We start from the raw sequence: 19,584 nt of genomic DNA, 5'->3' as shown, positions 1-19,584 counted from the left end.
CGATGGCTAACGCTAGCCGCGCAGTGGCCGCAGACAGGAAGCGCCGCAGAGACGGCAGGATCAATGTTTTGGAAGTCCTGGGCAACGCGATCGTCGGCGGCATGGAGAACTATGTCGGCAATCTGATCGGCAACCTGCCGCCCGAGGAGTTTTCGGTCGCCGTTTTGTGTCCGTTCGAAAGCGCCTATACTGCCGCACTGCGCCGTAAAGGCTGCCCTGTCTACATCGCGCCCTTGCGGGACGATCCGCCGTGGCGCTCCATCGAAATGATTGCGAACCTGATCGGCACGCATGAAATTGACCTTATCCACGCCCACTTGATGAACGCTCATACCGTTGCTGCGATCGCCGGAGCGCTGACCAACGTCCCGACGGTCGTGACCCTTCATGGCATGAGCCTGCAGCCGCAGGAAATCAGCGTGGCGCGTTTGACGAGCACTCATATGATTCTGGTGTGCCGCGAGGCCTGGTCTCAGGCGTTGGCTGTCGGCCTTGCACCGGAGAAATTGACCCTTATTCCCAACGGCGTCGACCTGGAGACCTACAAGCCAGGCTGCGCTCCGCGCAATCTCCTGCGCGACAGGATCAAGATCGGACCGGACGATTTCCTGATCGGCTTCGTAGGGCGACTGGCCTGGGAGAAGGGGCCCGACAAGTTCATCAAGGCGGCGGACTACATCCTGCGCCAGCACCCCAATGTCCACTTCGCCCTCGTTGGTACGGGTTCGATGGAGAAGGATCTGGTGCTTGCAGTAGAACGCGCAGGCATCGGGTCGAACGTGCACCTGGCTGGCGTCTGGCCGGATCCGCGCGAAGTCTATCCGGCGCTCGATCTGATGCTCCATACGTCGCGGGCGGATGCGATGCCGCTGGCATTGCTGGAAGCTATGGCATGCGGCGTTCCCGTGATCGCGATAGGAGTCGGCGGCGTTCCGGAATTGGTCGAAGCGGGTGAGACCGGAGTTCTGATCGGAACCAGCGAATGGCCCGGCATCGTCAGCGAATATCCGGGCGACTGGGAGGGCGTGGCGAAGGCAGCGATAAAGCTCATAGTCCAGCCGGAGAAATTAAAGAGGATGGCAACGGCGAGCGTTCGCCGTGCGGCGGCGCTTTACGACATTCGCCGCTCGGCGACGATGACGGCCGAGCTGTTTCGGGAGCTGACGGGCGTCTCCACCCTTCGCCCGCCAATCTCGAAAACCGACGCAACTGCCGGTATCGTCCAGCATCCGGCTGCGATCAGATCCTGACTAGGCGACCATAACCTAGCTGTACGGCCACCTTAATTCTGGCCGTGCGATCATAAGCCAGAAAATGCCAAGCACGGCGGCGAATGCGGGAAAACCGAATATGAACCACCAACGAAAGAGTTGATGATATCGGTGGGGAAGGGGGGCGTCGATCGCGGCGGCCTTCGCTGCCAGGTCGCGCATCTCTGTCTGCATCCACACCACGGGCAGCCAAAAGAGGCCGGTGATCACATAGAGGATTATCGACAGCACGATCCAACCCTCCCACAGCGAGTAACCGGCATTCCACGCAAGCAGGACCCCCGTTGCCGGCTGCGCGACAACTGCGGTGGCCGTGAACAGGAAGTCAGCAATCACCACCATGCGGGCCACTGCCGCGATTGTTGCGGCACTTCCGGTGCGATGAGCAAGCAGCATGAAGAAGGCAATGCCGGCCCCGGTCCCGAGTAGAACCGCGGCTCCGATGAGGTGGAGGAATTTAAGCGCGAAATAGATCATCAGCGTTCCTCAAGGATCGCCAACGCGACCAAGTGCAAGGCCAGGATAGGCAGAATTTTCAGCAGCGGACCAAGCGGCTCATTCCAAAGGTCGGGACGCAGGGTAGTGCCAGCGATTGCATAGAACAGCGATAAGGCAATTGCTCCCCATAGCCCCCACCAGGTGGTCTTGCGCCAAGCGATGAGCGTACCGATGACTATGTCTGCCAATGCACCCGCCACGACTGCAGGCGCCGCCATTGGGCCGGCGATCGTGTTTATGAGAAGATCAACACCGCTGTGCCAGCCAGTCGTTAGGGAGATAACCCCAGTCATGACCCAAAAGAACGGCAACAACAGAAAGATCAGAGGTTTGATGAAATATAGGCGTGCGAACCATTTCTCCTGTATTGTAGCCGGGTTGGCCGTCAGCGCCGTTGCGAGTCTCATGGGCTGAATTCCGGTAGTCGCGATCCACGGATCGGGGTTGCCCACGGCACCCCGTGTGATCTCTTTGGCGGCGTTTGTCCTCGTTGGCGGGCGCCAGCCGAGCGTGCTGGCGTAATCCCCCAGCCGATAGACAAGCGATGCGGCCCAACGGGGCAGCATGAACTTCCGAGCTGTGCGCCAGCCAAACCACGAACGATATTGCCCAACCACTTCATTCATGGTGAGGGACTCCAGGCCCGCCAGTTCCAGAACCAAACGGGAAGGCCTATTGGGCTCAAGGAAAAAGGCGGCGGTCGAGACCACGTCTTCGAGCTGCACCACCTGGAGTCGGCCGGTGTTTGGCATGGAAGGTAAAATGGGAAGAGCGGCAAGGCCGCGAAACAGTGCGCTTGCGCCAAATGCCGGCCTACCCAGTACGACGGACGGGCGCAAGATCACCCAATCCAGGTCGCGCCTCATAAGCGCTTCATCGCCCGCGAGCTTCGTTGCCGAAAAGGGTGAAGGCTGCTCGCGATCAACGCCGATTGCCGAAAAGTGAATAACCCGGCGCACCCCGGCCTGCTCGCAGGCGAGGAACAGGGCGGCCGCGGCAGTGGCATGCACCTCCTGGGTGTTTTCCCGACCGCTATCCTGAAGAACGCCTGCGCAATTCACCACGGCATCAACACCTTGGAGATGCCCGACCCAATCTTCCACCCGATGCGCTTTAGCCATGTCGACGGATACGACGGACCGAGAGGGAGACGCGGTCGACGTCCCGGGGCGAACCACAGGAATTACTTCATGGCCTTCGAGCGCAAGGCGCGCAGACAAGGAAGAACCTATCAAGCCGCTGGCACCTGTGAGAAATATCCTCATTCCTGCCGGTGCCCTTCGGTTCAGGTGGTTTTCAAGCCGCTTGTTGCAATCGATGAGTGGCAGCTGAACCCGGCTGCGGCTAGCCCGCCATATCTTCCACATCGTCCTCGAGCAGATCTATCAGCCGGGCGACCCGGGTTCCCGGCAATGGTCGGCCTTCGCCCATCAGGGCCTCATCGTTGGCTAGCCAGGCCAAGGCAGTTCTCAGCTCCTCCACAGTAGCTCCGCTGGAGACAATCTCGGCGATCGTATCCTCGTCGGTGGGTCCCAGCACGGAAAGCGCTTCCTTTCGTGTCATCACCATGGCCGACCTCCATCGATGTATACAGCCTTGGCTCTAAACGCCGGTGAGGCTGCGCTGTTCCTTATGTTTGCCCTCTTGGCGTGATGCCCCATACCCACTCTCTTCCAACTCGCCCCGAATTTCCAAGCCCGTTGCAGCGTCCGCTCCGGCGACGACATGGGCGCCGACCTGTTACGCGCCGGGGTAGACGACCGTGGCGGATGATTGGATGCGCGCGCCTTCGGATAATTTCGCCGGCTCGATCCGATCGCGCCCCATCAGGTGAAACACGCGCTCTCCCCGTGCCATCAGATGGTCGGCGACAATGCGACGATGGCAGCGCCACCAGACGGCCTCCGAACACATCATCGCGCACGGTCGGGCGCGGCCGAGCTCGATCAGCCGTTCTAGCCCGAGGCGGAAGCGCTCCGACAGCGCGTAGTCGGCATAGTTATGGAAACTTTGATTCTCCCAAAATCCATTCACCTGAGCCGCCACCAGCTTGGCCCTGCCGCGCAGCCCGCCGAGTTCGGCGATATGTTCATAGCCGATCTGAAACGCGGCCAGGCTCTGCGGCAATGTTTCCTTGTTGTATTGCGGGTTGGTTCGTGACTTCGGGACGGTGCGAATGTCGACCACGAATGAAACCTTTGCCACTTGCAGCAGCGCAACGAACTCGTCGATCTCGCGATTCGAATGGCCGATCGTGTAGAAGGGCAGCATCTAGGACCGATTTCCGCTCATGGTATTGCCTTGCGAGTGTGTTTCTGCGTGGGAACAAGAGCTGAGCGGTTTCGGTTCCTTCGACACGGCGCACACGGCAAGCACATCTGGTCTGGCCCGAATGGAGGCGAGGTGTCAGAGGTCCGGCTGCAAGGCCGGACTTCAGCCATGCGGGGAATCCACTCGAAAGAGCGCGACTAAGTCATCCAGACTAAGTTAAGGTGAAGCCGATGCACGCGGTCAACATTCATGAGGCCAAGACGCAGCTATCGCGTCTGATCGACAGGGCAGCAAACGGTGAATCCTTCATTGTCGCAAATCCCGGCAAGCCCGTGGTCAAGGTGGTCGCCATAGTTGCACCCGCTGCCGGTGAAACACGCCGTGTCGGATTCATGACCGGCAAGATTTCTGTTCCGGAGGATTTTGATCGAATGCGAAAGTGAGGAAATCGAGCAGCTGTTTGGCCGCGATGCATGAACTTGCTGCTGGATACGCATCATTTGCTATGGGCGGCCCGTGAGCCCGATCGGCTTTCGGTTGCGGCGCGTAGAATGAACTCGTATTCAGTGCGGCGAGCCTTTGGGAAGTCGCAATCAAGCGAAGCCTCGGCCGGGCCGACGTCACTGCGGACCCAAGATTGCTCAGCGCCAACCCTGGAATAACCTGCCGCTGTCTTGGCAGAGATGCGGTCGGGCAGAAGCGAAAGGCTGGAGCCGCTGAACGACTCCAGAATCCATTCAGGCTGCGTATGCCGAGCCATCAAGCCCCGCTCTGCTGACGGCCTTTGATTTCCCCTTGGTGCGGCTGCCGTCACGAACGGAGGAGCGCTCCTTCTTCTCATCGGTACTGTTGATAGCGGAGGCGAGATTATGATCAATTTCTCCGTGCAAACCATCCGCCGCCCGAACGGCCTCCAACCGGTCGCTCGAGTCGGCAAGCTGGGACTCCAGCACTCGCTGCGCGGCGACAGCGTCGGCGAGCTGCTGCCTCAGCGCCTCGATCTCGGCCGCGTCGGCGATCTGCTTTCGTGATGCCGTTTCCAGCCTAGCCTTCTGCGCCTCGGCCTCGGACCTCATGCGCTGCACGGTAGACGCATGGCGGCCTTTGATCTCATCGACGTCGGCGTCTAGCGCCGTTATGCGATTCTGAGCCTCCTCGAGCTTGGCCTCCGTGGCCTCCGCATGCTTCTGAATCCGGCGGCATTCCTTTTCGCTGTCCTCCACCTTTAGGCGCAGTTCCAGTAGTTCGGCCGTCTCCGCCCTGCGAATGGAGGCGACCTCTTCGAGCTTGCGTTCGGTTTCCGCATGCCGCTGTTCCAGCGCGGCATGGCTGATCTGTTGATTGACGAGCTTCTGGCGAAGCGACTCGTTCTCTCTTGTCACGCGCTCGGCGACGGCGGACTTGGAAGCAAATTCATTGATGAGCGACGCCCGCTCGTTCTCGGCCTCCGCGAGAGCTTCCCTGACCTCATTCGCGTCGAGCTGTGCGGCGCTTAACATTATCCTCAGCGTGTCGCAGTCCTGAGCCAAAAGCGACACGCGCCGTCTATTCGTCTCCTCCTGCGCCTCCAGTCGCTCCTGATGGGACTTCGCCTGTTCGATCTGTTGCGCCTGCCTGCGGTTTTCGGACGCCATGACCGCGAGGGACGACTCCAATTCATTGGCGCGGTTGATGCCCGTTCGGACACTACCGACGAAGCGGATAGCGGACTGCTGGGCCGCGACAACCGATGCCAACGCCTCTCCGATGGCCTCCAGACTGCTGCCTGCTCCGCGCATTTCGTCCTCGAAGGTCGACAGGGCAGCCAGATTCGCCTGGGTGTGCGACCACTGCCTCACGTGGTGCTGAAGCTGTCCAAGATCGTAGTCAGCCCTCTCCGGCTCGGGCAGCAAGCCCGGTTCATCTCCTCGGGGGGAATCGGCCGCGTTACACTCCGCGTTGTCCTCGACGCCCTCTTCGAGCGCGGCAGAGAGTTCGTCTTCCAGTGTCTGGCCCAGTTCAAGTCCCAGTTCGTCCCTTTCGGCTACGGCCGCGACTTTCTTGCCTCTCATGATGCCGAACATCCGACTCCTCCTGTTGTGGGGCCGCGACTTCTATGCACGCGGGTGTCAAGCTTCATACCCAAGATATCCACAGGCTGCATCGATCATTTGGATCATGGATTGGTTCGCAGGACCCTAAAAAATGCTTCCGGGCGTTTTCTGCGCGCTTACAAACGAGAACGCGGTCAAGTAACCGCCTCTCATGCGTGTGGCCACAGCGAGTACCAAATTTGCGAAAGTCTCCCTCATAGTCGGTCTCCTGATGTTCAGTCTCGGGACCCGAGGGCAATGCGCGCCTGTCTTCACCCGCCTCACGCAGCGGAGCTGTCATCGTCCGTGCGGAGGCGGGCGATGTCTCGTTTCGGACCCGACACGAAAGCCTGTGGTCAGTCGGTGTTCGGCAAGCGTGGAGCCTTGTCGGCCAGCGGGGCGCGGGCGAGGTGCCCGAGATCCAATCTCGACACGCCAATATCCTTGAGTTGCCTATCGGAGAGTTCGTGGAGAAGCCGTGCCGTGTGACGCGCGCGAGTAGCGGCGAAGCTTGCAAGGCCCATACGTAGCAGCGTCCCGGCGGCCGAGCTAAGGGCAGCCGCGCAGATTGCGGCAGCTATTCCGTATGATCTGTGAGCTGTCTCGAAAATTGTCATGGTGACATCCTCATTTCCTGGCGCTTCAGAGCTGCGCTTCGAGGACAAGATTGAACGGCGTCTCGTAAGCGCGGCGGAAGCGAGTGAAGCCAGCCTTGCGGAACACGTCCGCCAGCCTTGCCTCGCCGGCCTGCGCGCCGAGCACAAGGCGACCGCCGTCGGAAATCGCATGGGCACAGCAGATGGTCGTAGAGGCCGCGTAGTACATCCTCGCCACGGGCGAGATGTTGTCTTCGACGCGGTCATTGGCGAACGGCTCAACAAGCATGACGGTGCCGTCCGGCGCGAGCGCCTTGGCGGCATGAGCAGCCGCGGCGACCGGATCACCCATGTCGTGCAAGGCATCGAAGAAGCAGATCAAGTCGTACCCTTTGTCCGGGTAATTATCGGCCCGCGCCGTCGAGAAGGTCGTCCGCTCGGAAACACCCGCCTCGGCAGCGATCTTCCGCGCTTTCATGAGCGAATTTCGGTGCGTGTCGAAGCCGCGGAACTGCGACGCCGGGAAAGCCTTCGCCATCAGCACCGTTGAATGCCCATGGCCGCAGCCGACATCGGCCACAAGTGCGCCCGCCTTTAGCCTATCGACGATTCCATCGAGAGCAGGCAACCATTCGGAAACCAGGCTTGCCTTGTAGGCATTGCGGTAGAAGGCCGCGACCCCGCACGAGAGTCGCCCGTCGTGGTCGCCCCATGGAATGCCCTTGCCGCTACGGAAGGCGTTTATCGCTTTGTCTTCGTCGGCCCACATCGATGCGGGAACCGTCCAAGCATTGGGGAAGAAAACGGGACTGTCCTCGTCGGCAAGGACGTAAGCCTGCTCCGGCGTCAGTTCGTACGTGTCGCTGATCGCGTGATAGGTGATGTAGCCGCCTGCGACCTGCGAATTGAGCCATTCGCAAACATAGCGCTCGGCGCAGCCGGCGCGGCTTGCAAGCTCCCGCGCGGTGAGCGGGCCGGCTCCGGCCATCGCCTTGTAGAGGCCAAGCCGATGGCCGAGGCTCACCATCACGCCGCCATAGCCGGCTGAAAGATCCCCGAACGCGCGGGAAATCAGCGCGTCGAGCTTCGCGGAATCGATTGTGTTGTGGGTGTTTTCCATGTCCATGTCTCCTGTCGAAGCGCTCAGGACGACCTGAGGCTGCTCAAAATTCGCAGAGACAAGGGGAGAGCGGCAGAGCCGGACTTTCCAGAATCGGGCCGTTTATGCCACGCGGGAAAAAGAGCGGAATGAGTTGGAACCGCGTCATTTGCTCCCGCTCCAAATCTTCATCTTGGTGCATGATCTTATCCAAAACGTCTGCAATTTTTCGCTGACGCAGATCTTCGGTTCGGGATCATGCTCTCTCAGGAACCGTGGCGTGACTGTCTTGTCGGCGTTATTCTTACGTCTGCAAGGGGAGTTGACATGCAGCACCGCATCGCCGCGACCAGATCCGAGCCGCTCCATGTGAGCCTCGTCGCCATTCCCGAGGCCGTGGTGTCGACGCTCTCCGGCATCTTCGACGTCATGAACGCCTTCGCCCTGATGCCCCTGGCCGGCAACGCACCGTTACAGGCACCGCCGTTTCGGGTCGAGATCGTTGGGCTCAAACCCGGCCCATTGGAACTCGCCAGCCGCGTCCCTGTCGTGGTGCAGCGCAGCGTCGCCGCACTCGAGGAAACCGACATCATCATCGTTCCTTCGATCCTGCTTGGCCCGGAGGGCTGGCGTAAGGGACTGTATCCGGAACTGGTCGACTGGTTTCGCGTCATGTATAGCCGCGGGGCGCTCCTCTGCTCGGCCTGTTCGGGCATTTTCCTGCTCGCCGAAACCGGACTCTTCGACGGCGCGGAAGCGACGGTGCATTTCGGCTATGCGCGAGCCTTCGCTTCCACCTTTCCGGAGGTGCCGATCCATCCGGAGCGCGTTCTGGTCGTCTCCGGCAGGCGCGAGGAGCTGATCACGTCCGGTGCTTCCATGACGTGGCACGATCTGGTGCTTTATCTGATAGCCCGACATGCCGGAGCGACCGCGGCACAGGCCGTGGCACGATCCTTCGCTCTGCAATGGCATCAGGACGGGCTTGCACCTTACATCGTTTTCGAGGGCCGCAAGGACCACGGCGATCAGGCGATCCAGGCAGCCCAGGACTGGGTTGCCACACACTTCTCGGTAGCCAATCCCGTGGAAGAGATGATCCGGCGCACCGGACTCGCCGAGCGCACCTTCAAACGCCGGTTCACGAGCGCTACCGCCTTGAGCCCGATCACTTATGTGCAGCGCCTAAGGATAGAAGATGCCAAGCGCCGCCTCGAGCGGACGGCAGCATCGGTGGACGAGATCAGTTGGCAGGTCGGCTACGAGGAGCCTGCCTTCTTCCGCCGCCTCTTCAAACGCGTCACCGGATTGTCGCCGGGGACCTATCGGCGGCGCTTCAAGATTCCCGACTATGCTCGCCCGGGTTCCCAAGACGAGCGTCCCGGAAGTGGAATGACGAAGGGATCAAAGGCCGGCTGACCAACGTTCGATCCCGCCCCACTTCTTCTTGGTCCTGCCCTATGTCGCCTCGCTGGCTTTACTCGCTGGACTCCGGCCGCGCACCATCAGCCCGAGGCGCTTGGATATCCTAGAGCCGCGAATAGCAACGACTTCGGACCGCTGTCCGGTCAATCGGTATCGCGTAAGCGAAACGGCCGGGCAATGATTTGCCCGCCCGTTTTTGATGGCAAGAGGCAGGTTTCAAGTCGCCGGACGAAATGGTTTTGCCAGCGATGTCGGAAAATGCAGCGCCAGCATCTGGCGGTTCTGCGAAATGATGACCAGTACGATGATCGTCGCCAGATAGGGCAGGGCGGAGAGCAGTTCGGAAGGAACGGCTATGCCCAGCGCCTGGCCCTGCAATTGCAGAATGGTCATGCCGCCAAACAGCCAGGCGCCCAGCAGCACCCGCAGCGGCCGCCATGTGGCGAAGACCACCAGTGCTAGCGCGATCCAGCCTTTGCCGGCGGTCATGTTCTCGACCCAGAGCGGCGTATAGGCGACCGACAGATAGGCGCCGGCAAGTCCCGCCATCAGCCCACCGAACATCACAGCGAGATAGCGGATACGGATCACCGGATAGCCGATCGCATGCGAGGTTTCGGGCGACTCGCCGATGGTGCGCATGATCAGCCCGCCCTTGGTCCGGTACAGGAACCAACTGATGACGAAAAACATGACGACGGCCAGATAGACCATCGGATCAAAGCGGAAGAACATCGGCCCGAGGACGGGAATATCCGACAGGACCGGGATGCTGATGCGATCCAGCGCATCGATCGGCGACGAGCCGAAGCCGCGGCCAAGAAATGCCGACACCCCGGAACCGAAGATGGCGAGCGCCAGGCCCGCGGCATACTGGTTGGTAAGAAAGGTCAGCGCCAGAACGCCGAACAGAAGTGAAGCGGCGGCACCGCCAAGGGCGCCGGCGAGGATGGCGACGGGCATGGGCAACCCGGCAATCACCGCCCAGAAGGCGAAGGCCGCGCCCATCAGCATCATGCCTTCGATGCCGAGATTGAGGACACCGGATTTCTCGACGACGAGTTCGCCGAGGGCGGCAAAGATCAAGGGTGTCGCGGCAATGATGGTGCCGGTGAAGATGGCAATGAACAGGTCCATCAGGCATGCTCCGGAATGCGGCGTAGCCGGTAGAAGATGAAGAAGTCGGCGGCGAGCAGGAAGAACAGCAATATGCCCTGGAAGATTCGGGTCAGCGCCGACGACAGGCCGAGATTCATCTGGACCGCCTCGCCGCCCAGGAACAGCAGCGACATGAGCAGCCCCCCGAACACGATGCCGAAGGCATTGAGCCGGCCGATGAAGGCGACGATGATGGCGGCGAAGCCGTAGCCGGGCGAGATCTGCGGCGACAATTGCCCGAGGGGTCCCGACACCTCCGCCATGCCGGCGATGCCTGCGGCAACTCCACCTGCAAGAAGGCCAGTCCACACCGCCGAGGATTCGCGGAAGCCGGCATAACGTGCCGCGAGCGGTGCGGCGCCGCTGACCTTCATCTTGTAGCCAAGAAAGCTTCGGTCGGTGAACAGCCACATCAGCACGACCGCCACCACGGTGATGAACACCGAAGAATTGATGCGGTAGGCATAGTCGAAAGGCTCGAACATCGCAGCCACGGGCAGGAGGGCCGTCTGCGGATAGTTGAAGCCCGCCGGATCGCGCCACGGTCCATGCACCAGCCACGACAGCAGCAGCGTCGCGATATAGGTCAGCATCAACGTGACCAGGATCTCGTTGGTGTTCATCCGCGCGCGAAGGAAGGCGGGGATGGCGGCCCAGGCCATGCCGGCGCAGGCACCCGCCAGGAACATCAGCGGCAAAAGCAGCGGGCTTTCGGGATTGGGATAGAACAGGCCGACGCCGCAGGCGGCTATGGCGCCGACGATCAGCTGGCCCTCGGCGCCGATGTTCCAGACATTGGCGCGGAAGCCGATCGCGAGGCCACAGGCGATAAGGATCAGCGGCGAGGCCTTGAGCAACAGCTCCGAAAGACCGTTTAGCGAGTTGATCGGCGTGATGAAGAAGGCCTGCAGTGTCGTTGCCGGATCGTAGCCGAGTCCGGCAAACAGGAGCGAGCCGACAAAGAGCGTCAGCGCGGTCGCGATGACCGGAGCAGCTATCCGCATCTCGGCGGACGGCTCGGGTCTTTGTTCAATTCTGTACCGCAACTTCGGCTCTCCCGTTGGTTCCGTTGCCGCGATCGATCCTGGTCATCAGCAGACCGACTTCCTCGCGGTTGGTTTTTGTCCTGATCAGCGGTGGAGACACCTGGCCCTGGCAGATGACGAGCAGCCGGTCGCAAATTTCGAACAGCTCATCCAGCTCCTCGGAGATAACCAGCACCGCCGCACCTGATCGGCTCAAATCGACAAGTGTCTGGCGAATGAAGGCGGCGGCCCCGACATCGACGCCCCAGGTCGGCTGTGCAACGAGGAACAGCTTCGGTTCCAGCGCGATCTCGCGACCGACGATAAACTTCTGCAGATTGCCGCCCGACAGGCTCTGGGCGCTCGACTGCGGACCGTTGGCCTTGACCTTGAAACGCTCGATGATCTTGGCGGCGAAGCTGTTCGCCTTCTTGCGGTCAACGAGACCGTTGCGTACCAGCCCGGAGCCGTGGGCCGTCAGCACGGCATTCTCCCACAGCGCATGCGGCGGCACGGCGCCGCGCCCGAGGCGCTCTTCCGGCACAAAGGCCATGCCGAGCTTGCGCCGTTCACTTGCGTTGAGATGGGCGGCTGCCTTGCCGCCGATCTGGATCACCAAGGCATTCGAATGCGTCCGCTCACCGCTGAGCAGCGAGATGAGTTCGGCCTGACCGTTGCCGGAGACGCCGGCGAGCCCGACGATCTCGCCGCCGCGCACATCGAAAGACACGTTCTTGAGCTCGACGCCATATTTGTCGCGGGCAGGGGCGCTCAGTCCGCGTACCTCGAGCGCCGGCTTGTCGCTTGGCGCCGAGGGGCTGACCTGCATCTCGGGAAGTTTCGAGCCGACCATCATGCGGGCGAGTTCGAGCGAGGTGGTTTCCTTGGGCTTTGCCGTGCCGGTCACCTTGCCATTGCGCAGCACAGTGGCCGCGTCGCAAAGCTCCTGCACCTCGTCGAGCTTGTGGCTGATATAGACGATCGAGCAGCCTTCGGCGGCGAGTTGGCGCAGCGTCTCGAACAGCTTCACCACCGCTTGTGGGGTCAGAACCGATGTCGGCTCGTCGAGGATCAGGAGTTTCGGCGCCTGCAGCAGGCAACGCACAATCTCGACGCGTTGGCGCTCGCCAACCGAGAGGTCGTGAACGCGTCGGTGCGGATCGATCGGCATGCCGTAGCGGTTGGACAGGTCCGTGATCTGGCGGGCGAGCGTTTCGAGGTCGAAGGCGCTCGAGACGGACAGCGCGATGTTTTCGACCACGGTGACGGATTCGAACAGCGCGAAATGCTGGTAGACCATCTCGATGCCGAGCGCCCTGGAGGTCGCGGGATTATGTGCCTCGATCAGCTTGCCGTCGCACCAGATCTCGCCGGAATCGGCCTGGGCGGCGCCATAGATGATCTTCATCAGCGTCGATTTACCGGCGCCGTTCTCGCCGAGCACGGCGTGGATTTCCCCGGGCATGATCGACAGCGAGATGTCGTCATTTGCAACGATGCCGGGATAGCTCTTGGTGATGTTGCGCAGTTCGAGGCGCGGGTTCATTGCCGGTCCTGCCATTCGGGGTTGGACGGAGCGCAGCCGCAGTCCACCGGGGCGGTTTTTCACCCCGATGGACACGATTGCGGGGCGATCGATTAGCCGAGCTTGCCGATCATTCCCTTGACGAACCAGTTCATGCCGCGGATGTCGGGATCGGAAAGCACCGAGCCTGCGGCGACCTTGACGTTGCCGTCCTGGTCCTTCAGTTCGCCGGCATAGGGGTGAACCTTGCCGGAGCCTATGTCGGTCTCGAGCTGCTTGAGCTTGGCAATCACATCCGCCGGGATCGCCTCGTTGTAGGGCGCCATCTTGACCACGCCGGCGGCAAGGCCGTCCCAACGCGCCTCGGGCTTCCAGCTGCCTTCAGCAACGCCCTTGGCGGCACCGACATAGTCCCTTGACCAGTCGAGCGTGAAGGCGGTCAGTTGCTTGCCGGAGCCGAACTTGGCCATGTCGCTGGCATAGCCGATCGACCACGCCCCGCCTTCGCCGGCAACCTGGACACCGGTGGCGGTGTCCGTCATCGAGCAGATGACGTCGCAGCCTTGCGACAGCAGCGTGTTGGCGGCCTCCTTCTCCTTGCCCGGGTCGAACCACGAGTTCAGGAAGATGGCGTTGCAGGTGATGTCGGGATTGACGCTTTGTGCGCCAAGCAGCAGCCCGTTGGCCGGGCCAACGATGTCGGGGATCGGGAAGCCGCCGATAAAGCCGATCTTGCCCGACTTGGTCATGTGCGCGCCGGCGGCGCCGGCCACGTAGCAGCCTTCATAATACTTGGCCTCGAAGGTGCCGAGATTGGCGAGGTGCACGATGCCGGAGCAATGCTCGAAGGCGACCTTCGGGAAGCGGGGCGCCACTTTCTGCATCGGCGTGCCGTGCGAGAACGAGGTGCCGAAGATCAGCTGATTGCCGGAGGCGGCCAATTCGCGGAATACGCGCTCGGCGTCCTGCGGCATGAAGATGTTGTCTATGGCGGTGATAGCAACCTTGTCGCCGAACTCCTTCTTGATGGCTTCGACGCCGAGGCTGTGCTGCTTGGTCCAGCCGATTTCGGCGATTGGCGAGACGTAGACGACGCCGATCTTCAGGGGCTCCTGCGCGCTGGCGATGCCGACGAGACCGCTGGTGCCGAGTGCGGCGCCGGCAGCGCCCGAATATCGCAGGAATTGTCGTCTGGTCAGATTGAGCATGATGTAACCCTCTGTTGGTTGGTGGCCGCCGGCTTTGTTGCAGGCTCTATTTGGCGGCATGGACATGGGAGTGAGCCCGTGTCCCGCCATTGTTGCCCGTGTTCTTTCGCGGCGCTGGCTTCGGCGCCTCGCCGGCCTTGCCGTCGAGATATGGTCCAAGCGCTTCGCGCGGTGTCAGTTCCGGAAACACCTGCCGGTCCATGATGTAGCCACGCACCACCGAGCGGTGATGCGTGTCGATCAGTTCCATCGCCTGCTTCAGCCGGCCCTTTTCGAGCAGGTCGACCACCCGGGCATGGTCGTCGAGCAGGTTGCAATAGTCGAAATCGGCGGTGATCAGCGAGCGCAGCAGCGTGGTACGGCGCACCAGCTGGGCGTGGATCTCCTGCATCACCCGGTTGCGGCTGAGCCGCACGAAAATGGTGTGAAACTCCTGGCCGAGCACGTCCGCAAGCGCATGGTTGCCCGAGGCGGCGGCCTGGCGCTGACGCTCGATATGCTGGCGCAGCTCAGCCCAGCCGGCGGGCCCGAGACGATCGCTGAGTTGGGCGGCAACGCCTTGTTCGACAAGCGTGAGTGCGTCGTAGATCTCCAGCGCTTCCTGCATGCTGGGCCGCGCGACGAAAGCCCCGCGGTTGCGTTCGATCTGGGCAAGCCCGTCGTCGGCGAGGCGGATCAGCGCCTGGCGCACCACGATGCGGCTGACGTCGAAGATTTCAGACAGCTCGCGTTCGCCGAGCTTGCAGCCGGGCACCAGCCGGTGATCGATGATCGCCCGGGTCAGTATGTCGGCAATGGCCTGCGAGCGGCTGCTCATGGCTTCCTCCCCCACCAGCGCACTTTGGCTTGCCTAGCGGTCATGCCCCGGCATTGGCTGCATCAACAGCCCTCTCATATACCGGGTTGCGTTTTCCATATCGGTAGTCAATCAAATCGGCCTGTCAATCAAAATTCTTCCTTGGACAGGCAAAATATCATTGATTGATATCCAATCATGTGGTTTCAATATCGGCACGACAGAGCTAGGTTCATGGGGAAGTGCTAGCCAAGGGAGGGTGCGATGAGCAAAGCTGCCCTTTGTAGCGACAGAGTTCTTCTTAACGATTGGCATGTGATCGCCGATTTGACCAACCTATCACCCGGCAAGGCTTTCAATACGCGTCTTCTGGGGGTCGATCTTGAAGTCCGCTATCTTCACGGTGACTGTGACGACGAAGTTGTCCGAAGCGAATCCGGTGAGCATGTGCGTTCGGCCAGGCGCTATGGCTTCCTATGGGCCTGCCTCGGTGAGCCGGAGCGCGATATCGTCTTCGTGCCGGAAGCGGAGGAGGCGGACCGCTATCTGGTGACCGGCGGTTCGATCGCAGTGAGAACATCCGGCCTGCGAGCGGTCGAGAACTTTCTTGACATGGGGCATCTGCCTTTCGTGCATCCAGGCTATTTGGGGGAGGAGCCACACACGGAGGTGGCTCCATACAATGTCCAGATGACCGAATCCGATGAAGTTCTGGCGACCGAGTGTAAGTTCTATCAGCCCTTTGCCTCGCCATCGGCCAAGGATGGCTTCCTGGTTAACTACGTATACAAGGTGATCCGCCCCTATACGGTGGCGCTCTACAAGAGCAACTCCATCCACAAGGATCGGCTGGACACCATCACGCTGTTCGTCCAACCGGTCGACGAGGAGAACTGCATCGCCCACCCCTTCCTTTGCTACGTCAAGGATGGCACCGGCGAAGCCGCGGTCCGCAGCTTCATGCAGCTGATCTTCGCCCAGGACAAGCCGATCCTGGAAAATCAGGTGCCGAGGCGGCTGCCGCTTGATCCGCGCGCCGAAACGCCGATCCGCGCCGACGCCGTCTCCGTCTTGTATCGCCGCTGGCTGCGCGATCGCGCGGTTTCCTACGGCGCGATCCCGGCGCGGCTTTGACGCATGAAAGAAGCGTAAGTCACGAAGGAATGAAAAGAATGATCCAGACGAGATGCAGGGACCAGGTGATCCTCGATCTTTGGCACCCGCTTGCGGCACTCGCCGAAATACCCTTGGCTGTAGTCGTCGACACCGTACTTCTGGAAGAGCGCCTCAGCTTTGCTGTCGATGGCAAGGGCAGTGCCGCCGTCTGGCGCGACCGTGCCGATCTCTCGGAGGGCAATCCGGTCGACATCACCACGATTGCCGACAAGCTGCCGGTGAAACTCGCCTATGGCTACATCTGGACGTCGCTTGGCAATCCGCCCGCGGACCTGTTCCCGATCCCGGAGTTCGATGAGCCCGACCGGCGCCGGCTCAACGCTGCAACGCTCGGCGTCAACGTCTCGGCGCCGCGCGCCATCGAGAACTTCCTCGACATGGGGCATTTCCCCTATGTCCATACCGACATCCTTGGTGCCGAGCCGCACACGGAAGTGAAGGAATACGACGTCGAAATCTCTGTCGATCGCGACGAGATTCTCGCCACGCGATGCCGTTTCTACCAGCCGATGGCATCGACCGCGTCGGACGGGGGCGCCGACGTCGACTACATCTACCGCGTGCCGCACCCCTATTGCTCGGTGCTCTACAAATCCAGTCCGCTCGACGAGACCCGGCTCGACGTCATCGCCGTGTTCCTGCAGCCGATCGACCAGGAGCATGTGCGTGCGCACATGATGTTGTGTGTGCTGGACGAGGACAATGAAGACAAGGTGATCAAGCGCTTTCAGCAGACGATCTTCGGGCAGGACAAGCCGATCCTGGAGAACCAGTTTCCGAAGCGGCTGCCGCTTGATCCGCGAGCCGAGACTCCCATTCGCGCCGACAAGTCGGCGATCGCCTACCGCCGGTGGCTGAGCCAGAAGGGCGTGACCTACGGAGTCATCCCTGCTGCTACCTGAGCGCCTTCGCGGCGCAAAAGACAAGATTAGCGAGGAACAAATGCTCGACCTAGCCAAGACCAGATGGCATCCCATCGCCGCGTCTTACGACCTTCCGTTACGTCATGTATTCCATGGCCAGTTGTTTGGCCGCGAGTTCGCTGTATGGCGAGCGGATGATGGCTACGTCAATATCTGGGAAAACCGTTGCCTGCATCGCGGCGTGCGACTGTCGATCGGCATCAATGACGGCCGCGAGCTGAAGTGCCAGTATCATGGCTGGCGCTATTCGAACCGCACCGCCGGCTGCACCTATATCCCGGCGCATCCGGCCGACGCACCGGCCCGCACCATCACCAACCGCACCTTTGCGGCGGTCGAGCGCTACGGTCTTGTCTGGTCGGCGGAAGACCCGCAAGGCGAGGTGCCCGAAGTGGCAGGGCTTGCCGAGGGCAAGCTTTTGTTATTGCGCGGCATTCCGGTCAATGCTCCGGCCGATGTCGTTGCGGCGAAGCTGAAAGGCTATCGCTTCCAGCCGAGCGGAAAGGTCGATGGCTCCGCTGCCACGGTGGCTATCGAGGCCTGGAATGCGTTCTCGGTGGCGCTGCGTTCGAGCGAGGGTGACGCCAGTACACTCGCCGTGTTCTTCGTCCAGCCGGTCGATTCCAACCGCTCGGTGATCCGCGGCGTGCTCGACAGTCAGGTCGAAGGCAAAGCCAGGCTGGCAGTTCTCCATCACCACAACGATCTTCTGTCGAAGCTGCGGGACATCGTCGAGCGCGAGGCGGCGGCCCAGCCCGTGCCGGCACCGCTCGAGCCCGTGATCGAACGCGTCTCGCCCGAACTCGCCGAGATGCCGGAGGAGACGGCGCATGGCCGCAAGGCGACCATCCGGGTACAGGTCGCCAGGAAGTGGCAGGCTGCCGACGGTATCGCCGGTTTCGAGCTGCGCCCGCTCAAGGGCCTGCTGCCGACCTTCCAGCCTGGCGCCCACATCGATGTGCACCTGCCCAACGGACTGATCCGGCAATATTCGATCACCAACGGTCCAGGCGAGAGCGACAGCTACGTCATCGGCGTCAAGCTGGAACGCGATTCCAAGGGCGGCTCGACCTGCCTTCACGAGACGGTCCGCGAAGGCGACGTGCTGGCCATCTCCGAGCCACGCAACAACTTCCCGCTGCGCCGCGACGCGGTCCAGACGCTGTTCATTGCCGGTGGCATTGGCATCACGCCACTGCTTGCCATGGCCCAGGCGCTCGACAACCAGAACCTTGCGCACGAGCTGCACTATTTCGCCCAGAACGAAGCCCATCTTGCCTTCCCCGAGAAAACTGCCGTGCTCGGCGCCTCGCTCAAGCCGCATCTCGGCCTTTCACCCGAAGAGACCGGCGCCAAGTTGCGCGACATTCTCGGCGACTACGGCTCGGACAAGCATGTCTATCTCTGCGGTCCCGGCCCGATGCTGGAAGCCGCACGCAGCATCGCGGCTGAAATGGGCTGGCCGGAGACGGCGGTGCATTTCGAATACTTCAAGAACACCAACGACATCGACGACAGTTCGAGCTTCGAGGTGGCGCTTGCCCGCTCATGCGTGACGCTGCAGGTGCCGGCGGGCAAGACGATCCTCGAGGTCATGCGTGATGCGGGCATCGACATGCCGTCGTCATGCGAGCAGGGCGCCTGCGGCACCTGCCTTGCCACCGTCATCGAAGGCGAGCCGGGCCACCAGGACGTCTATCTCAACGACGCCGAACGCAAGTCCGGCACCAAGATCATGACCTGCGTGTCGCGTGCCAAGTCGGCGCGGCTGGTTCTGGACCTTTAGGAGTTTCCCGATGATCACGCTCTACGATTACGAACTGTCGGGCAACTGCTACAAGCTCAGACTTCTGATGGGCATGCTCAGCATCGACTACAAGACGGTGCCGATCGACTTCTATCCCGGTCGCGAGCACAAGTCGGAATGGTTCCTGAAGCTCAATCCGCTTGGCCAGCTTCCGGTTATCGAAGACGACGGGCTGATCCTGCGCGATGCCCAGGCGATCCTAGTCTATCTCGCCGCGAAGTACGATGCGTCGGGTACATGGTACCCGCGCGACAATCCGGCACTGCTCGGCGAAATCAGCCAGTGGCTGACCTTTGCCGACTCCATCACCGGCACGGCCTCCGCCGCCCGCCTGCACGACGCGCTGTTCTACGACTTCGACATTGAGGCGGCGCGCGCCGGCGCCCATCGCCTGTTCGGCATCCTTGACGAGCACCTTTGGTTCGGCGAGCAGGAGGGGCGCGACTGGATCTGCGCGGCACCAAATCCGACCATCGCTGACATCGCCTGCTTCCCCTACATCATGCTCTCGGAAGAGGGTGGTATTTCGCGTCAGGACTATCCGGCGATCCGCCGCTGGTGCGACCGGGTCAAGCGCATCAAGGGTTTCAGCGTGATGTCAGGCGTATTCCCGGCGGGCCCAGCCAAAGCTGCCTGAAGTCCATGAGCAATATGCAAGGAATGAGAAGAACATGAAAACCCGTGCCGCCGTTGCCGTTGGAGCCGGCAAGCCTCTGGAGATCATGGAGGTCGAC

19 protein-coding genes are annotated in these 19,584 nt (G+C 61.6%); 7 read left to right on the top strand and 12 right to left on the bottom strand.

The window, feature by feature from the left end; translation table 11 throughout:
- Positions 1-2: 2 nt before the first annotated feature.
- Positions 3-1,250 (top strand): glycosyltransferase family 4 protein, encoded by a 1,248-nt coding sequence (locus ACLKMW_RS23895; protein ID WP_415727034.1) that lies wholly within the window; start codon positions 3-5, stop codon positions 1,248-1,250.
- Positions 1,251-1,265: 15 nt separating this feature from the next.
- On the opposite strand, the gene ACLKMW_RS23890 is transcribed toward ACLKMW_RS23895, so the two are convergent.
- The 4 genes from ACLKMW_RS23890 to ACLKMW_RS23875 form a co-directional block, all read right to left on the bottom strand.
- Positions 1,266-1,748, bottom strand: coding sequence for a DUF2269 family protein (locus ACLKMW_RS23890; RefSeq protein WP_415727033.1), 483 nt, complete (start codon positions 1,746-1,748; stop codon positions 1,266-1,268).
- Positions 1,748-3,034, bottom strand: a complete 1,287-nt coding sequence (locus tag ACLKMW_RS23885) for an SDR family oxidoreductase (protein WP_415727032.1) — start codon at positions 3,032-3,034, stop codon at positions 1,748-1,750. The genes ACLKMW_RS23890 and ACLKMW_RS23885 overlap by 1 nt, the downstream gene beginning before the upstream one ends.
- Positions 3,035-3,113: 79 nt before the next feature.
- Positions 3,114-3,338, bottom strand: a complete 225-nt coding sequence (locus ACLKMW_RS23880; protein ID WP_415727031.1) for a hypothetical protein — start codon at positions 3,336-3,338, stop codon at positions 3,114-3,116.
- 171 nt (positions 3,339-3,509) lie between these two features.
- Positions 3,510-4,040 carry a DUF488 domain-containing protein gene (locus tag ACLKMW_RS23875; RefSeq protein WP_415727030.1) on the bottom strand — a complete coding sequence of 177 codons (531 nt, stop codon included), beginning with the start codon at positions 4,038-4,040 and terminating at the stop codon, positions 3,510-3,512.
- A gap of 230 nt (positions 4,041-4,270) precedes the next feature.
- Between ACLKMW_RS23875 and ACLKMW_RS23870 the strand changes: the two genes are divergently transcribed.
- Complete coding sequence (locus ACLKMW_RS23870) at positions 4,271-4,483, top strand: type II toxin-antitoxin system Phd/YefM family antitoxin (protein WP_415727029.1); 213 nt, start codon at positions 4,271-4,273, stop codon at positions 4,481-4,483.
- 294 nt (positions 4,484-4,777) lie between these two features.
- Here the strand turns inward: ACLKMW_RS23870 and ACLKMW_RS23865 are convergent, their stop codons facing one another.
- The 3 genes from ACLKMW_RS23865 to ACLKMW_RS23855 all read right to left on the bottom strand — a co-directional run bounded on the left by ACLKMW_RS23865 (position 4,778) and on the right by ACLKMW_RS23855 (position 7,828).
- Positions 4,778-6,103 carry a coiled-coil domain-containing protein gene (locus tag ACLKMW_RS23865; protein ID WP_415727028.1) on the bottom strand — a complete coding sequence of 442 codons (1,326 nt, stop codon included), beginning with the start codon at positions 6,101-6,103 and terminating at the stop codon, positions 4,778-4,780.
- A gap of 365 nt (positions 6,104-6,468) precedes the next feature.
- Entirely contained in the window at positions 6,469-6,729 is a 261-nt protein-coding gene (locus tag ACLKMW_RS23860; RefSeq protein ID WP_415727027.1) for a DUF1127 domain-containing protein, read from the bottom strand.
- 25 nt (positions 6,730-6,754) lie between these two features.
- The gene (locus ACLKMW_RS23855) at positions 6,755-7,828 is read right to left on the bottom strand and encodes a class I SAM-dependent methyltransferase (RefSeq protein ID WP_415727026.1); all 1,074 of its coding nucleotides are present in this window, start codon (positions 7,826-7,828) and stop codon (positions 6,755-6,757) included.
- 306 nt (positions 7,829-8,134) lie between these two features.
- Here ACLKMW_RS23855 and ACLKMW_RS23850 point away from each other — a divergent pair, with 306 nt between their 5' ends.
- Positions 8,135-9,226 carry a GlxA family transcriptional regulator gene (locus tag ACLKMW_RS23850; RefSeq protein WP_415727025.1) on the top strand — a complete coding sequence of 364 codons (1,092 nt, stop codon included), beginning with the start codon at positions 8,135-8,137 and terminating at the stop codon, positions 9,224-9,226.
- A gap of 222 nt (positions 9,227-9,448) precedes the next feature.
- Here the strand turns inward: ACLKMW_RS23850 and ACLKMW_RS23845 are convergent, their stop codons facing one another.
- From ACLKMW_RS23845 to ACLKMW_RS23825, 5 genes are all read right to left on the bottom strand, one after another.
- Positions 9,449-10,369 (bottom strand): ABC transporter permease, encoded by a 921-nt coding sequence (locus tag ACLKMW_RS23845; protein WP_415727024.1) that lies wholly within the window; start codon positions 10,367-10,369, stop codon positions 9,449-9,451.
- Positions 10,369-11,436: an ABC transporter permease gene (locus ACLKMW_RS23840; RefSeq protein ID WP_415727023.1), complete on the bottom strand. Its 1,068-nt coding sequence runs from the start codon at positions 11,434-11,436 to the stop codon at positions 10,369-10,371. Before ACLKMW_RS23840 ends, ACLKMW_RS23845 begins: the two co-directional genes overlap by 1 nt.
- A complete protein-coding gene (locus ACLKMW_RS23835) occupies positions 11,420-12,961 on the bottom strand; it encodes an ABC transporter ATP-binding protein (protein ID WP_415727022.1) in 1,542 nt (513 codons plus the stop codon). The genes ACLKMW_RS23840 and ACLKMW_RS23835 overlap by 17 nt, the downstream gene beginning before the upstream one ends.
- A 92-nt stretch (positions 12,962-13,053) precedes the next feature.
- Positions 13,054-14,148 carry a BMP family ABC transporter substrate-binding protein gene (locus ACLKMW_RS23830; RefSeq protein WP_415727021.1) on the bottom strand — a complete coding sequence of 365 codons (1,095 nt, stop codon included), beginning with the start codon at positions 14,146-14,148 and terminating at the stop codon, positions 13,054-13,056.
- A gap of 46 nt (positions 14,149-14,194) precedes the next feature.
- Positions 14,195-14,965, bottom strand: a complete 771-nt coding sequence (locus ACLKMW_RS23825; RefSeq protein WP_415727020.1) for a GntR family transcriptional regulator — start codon at positions 14,963-14,965, stop codon at positions 14,195-14,197.
- Between the two features lie 243 nt (positions 14,966-15,208).
- On the opposite strand from ACLKMW_RS23825, the gene ACLKMW_RS23820 reads away from it, so the two are divergent.
- The 4 genes from ACLKMW_RS23820 to ACLKMW_RS23805 are packed head-to-tail and all read left to right on the top strand — an operon-like array spanning position 15,209 to position 19,487.
- Complete coding sequence (locus tag ACLKMW_RS23820) at positions 15,209-16,078, top strand: aromatic ring-hydroxylating dioxygenase subunit alpha (RefSeq protein ID WP_415727019.1); 870 nt, start codon at positions 15,209-15,211, stop codon at positions 16,076-16,078.
- Positions 16,079-16,116: 38 nt separating this feature from the next.
- Positions 16,117-17,022: an aromatic ring-hydroxylating dioxygenase subunit alpha gene (locus tag ACLKMW_RS23815; RefSeq protein WP_415727018.1), complete on the top strand. Its 906-nt coding sequence runs from the start codon at positions 16,117-16,119 to the stop codon at positions 17,020-17,022.
- Positions 17,023-17,062: 40 nt separating this feature from the next.
- Complete coding sequence (locus ACLKMW_RS23810; protein WP_415727017.1) at positions 17,063-18,829, top strand: Rieske 2Fe-2S domain-containing protein; 1,767 nt, start codon at positions 17,063-17,065, stop codon at positions 18,827-18,829.
- Positions 18,830-18,839: 10 nt separating this feature from the next.
- Positions 18,840-19,487 carry a glutathione S-transferase family protein gene (locus tag ACLKMW_RS23805; protein ID WP_415727016.1) on the top strand — a complete coding sequence of 216 codons (648 nt, stop codon included), beginning with the start codon at positions 18,840-18,842 and terminating at the stop codon, positions 19,485-19,487.
- Positions 19,488-19,584: the final 97 nt, after the last annotated feature.

The organism is Borborobacter xinjiangensis (assembly GCF_047739745.1).
Taxonomy (GTDB): Bacteria; Pseudomonadota; Alphaproteobacteria; order Rhizobiales; family Rhizobiaceae; genus Pseudaminobacter.
The sequence above is the reverse complement of the archived record's forward strand: the minus strand, read 5'-3'. Positions and strand labels throughout refer to the sequence as shown.

What these genes read in the sequence shown, in the direction of transcription:
- ACLKMW_RS23870 (WP_415727029.1), top strand. Translation starts at nt 4,271, where the DNA reads ATGCACGCGGTCAACATTCATGAGGCCAAGACGCAGCTATCGCGTCTG.
- ACLKMW_RS23875 (WP_415727030.1), bottom strand. Translation starts at nt 4,040, where the DNA reads ATGCTGCCCTTCTACACGATCGGCCATTCGAATCGCGAGATCGACGAG.
- ACLKMW_RS23820 (WP_415727019.1), top strand. Translation starts at nt 15,209, where the DNA reads ATGAGCAAAGCTGCCCTTTGTAGCGACAGAGTTCTTCTTAACGATTGG.
- ACLKMW_RS23865 (WP_415727028.1), bottom strand. Translation starts at nt 6,103, where the DNA reads ATGTTCGGCATCATGAGAGGCAAGAAAGTCGCGGCCGTAGCCGAAAGG.
- ACLKMW_RS23805 (WP_415727016.1), top strand. Translation starts at nt 18,840, where the DNA reads ATGATCACGCTCTACGATTACGAACTGTCGGGCAACTGCTACAAGCTC.
- ACLKMW_RS23895 (WP_415727034.1), top strand. Translation starts at nt 3, where the DNA reads ATGGCTAACGCTAGCCGCGCAGTGGCCGCAGACAGGAAGCGCCGCAGA.
- ACLKMW_RS23815 (WP_415727018.1), top strand. Translation starts at nt 16,117, where the DNA reads ATGATCCAGACGAGATGCAGGGACCAGGTGATCCTCGATCTTTGGCAC.
- ACLKMW_RS23835 (WP_415727022.1), bottom strand. Translation starts at nt 12,961, where the DNA reads ATGAACCCGCGCCTCGAACTGCGCAACATCACCAAGAGCTATCCCGGC.
- ACLKMW_RS23825 (WP_415727020.1), bottom strand. Translation starts at nt 14,965, where the DNA reads ATGAGCAGCCGCTCGCAGGCCATTGCCGACATACTGACCCGGGCGATC.
- ACLKMW_RS23890 (WP_415727033.1), bottom strand. Translation starts at nt 1,748, where the DNA reads ATGATCTATTTCGCGCTTAAATTCCTCCACCTCATCGGAGCCGCGGTT.
- ACLKMW_RS23855 (WP_415727026.1), bottom strand. Translation starts at nt 7,828, where the DNA reads ATGGAAAACACCCACAACACAATCGATTCCGCGAAGCTCGACGCGCTG.
- ACLKMW_RS23885 (WP_415727032.1), bottom strand. Translation starts at nt 3,034, where the DNA reads ATGAGGATATTTCTCACAGGTGCCAGCGGCTTGATAGGTTCTTCCTTG.
- ACLKMW_RS23810 (WP_415727017.1), top strand. Translation starts at nt 17,063, where the DNA reads ATGCTCGACCTAGCCAAGACCAGATGGCATCCCATCGCCGCGTCTTAC.
- ACLKMW_RS23860 (WP_415727027.1), bottom strand. Translation starts at nt 6,729, where the DNA reads ATGACAATTTTCGAGACAGCTCACAGATCATACGGAATAGCTGCCGCA.
- ACLKMW_RS23845 (WP_415727024.1), bottom strand. Translation starts at nt 10,369, where the DNA reads ATGGACCTGTTCATTGCCATCTTCACCGGCACCATCATTGCCGCGACA.
- ACLKMW_RS23850 (WP_415727025.1), top strand. Translation starts at nt 8,135, where the DNA reads ATGCAGCACCGCATCGCCGCGACCAGATCCGAGCCGCTCCATGTGAGC.
- ACLKMW_RS23830 (WP_415727021.1), bottom strand. Translation starts at nt 14,148, where the DNA reads ATGCTCAATCTGACCAGACGACAATTCCTGCGATATTCGGGCGCTGCC.
- ACLKMW_RS23880 (WP_415727031.1), bottom strand. Translation starts at nt 3,338, where the DNA reads ATGGTGATGACACGAAAGGAAGCGCTTTCCGTGCTGGGACCCACCGAC.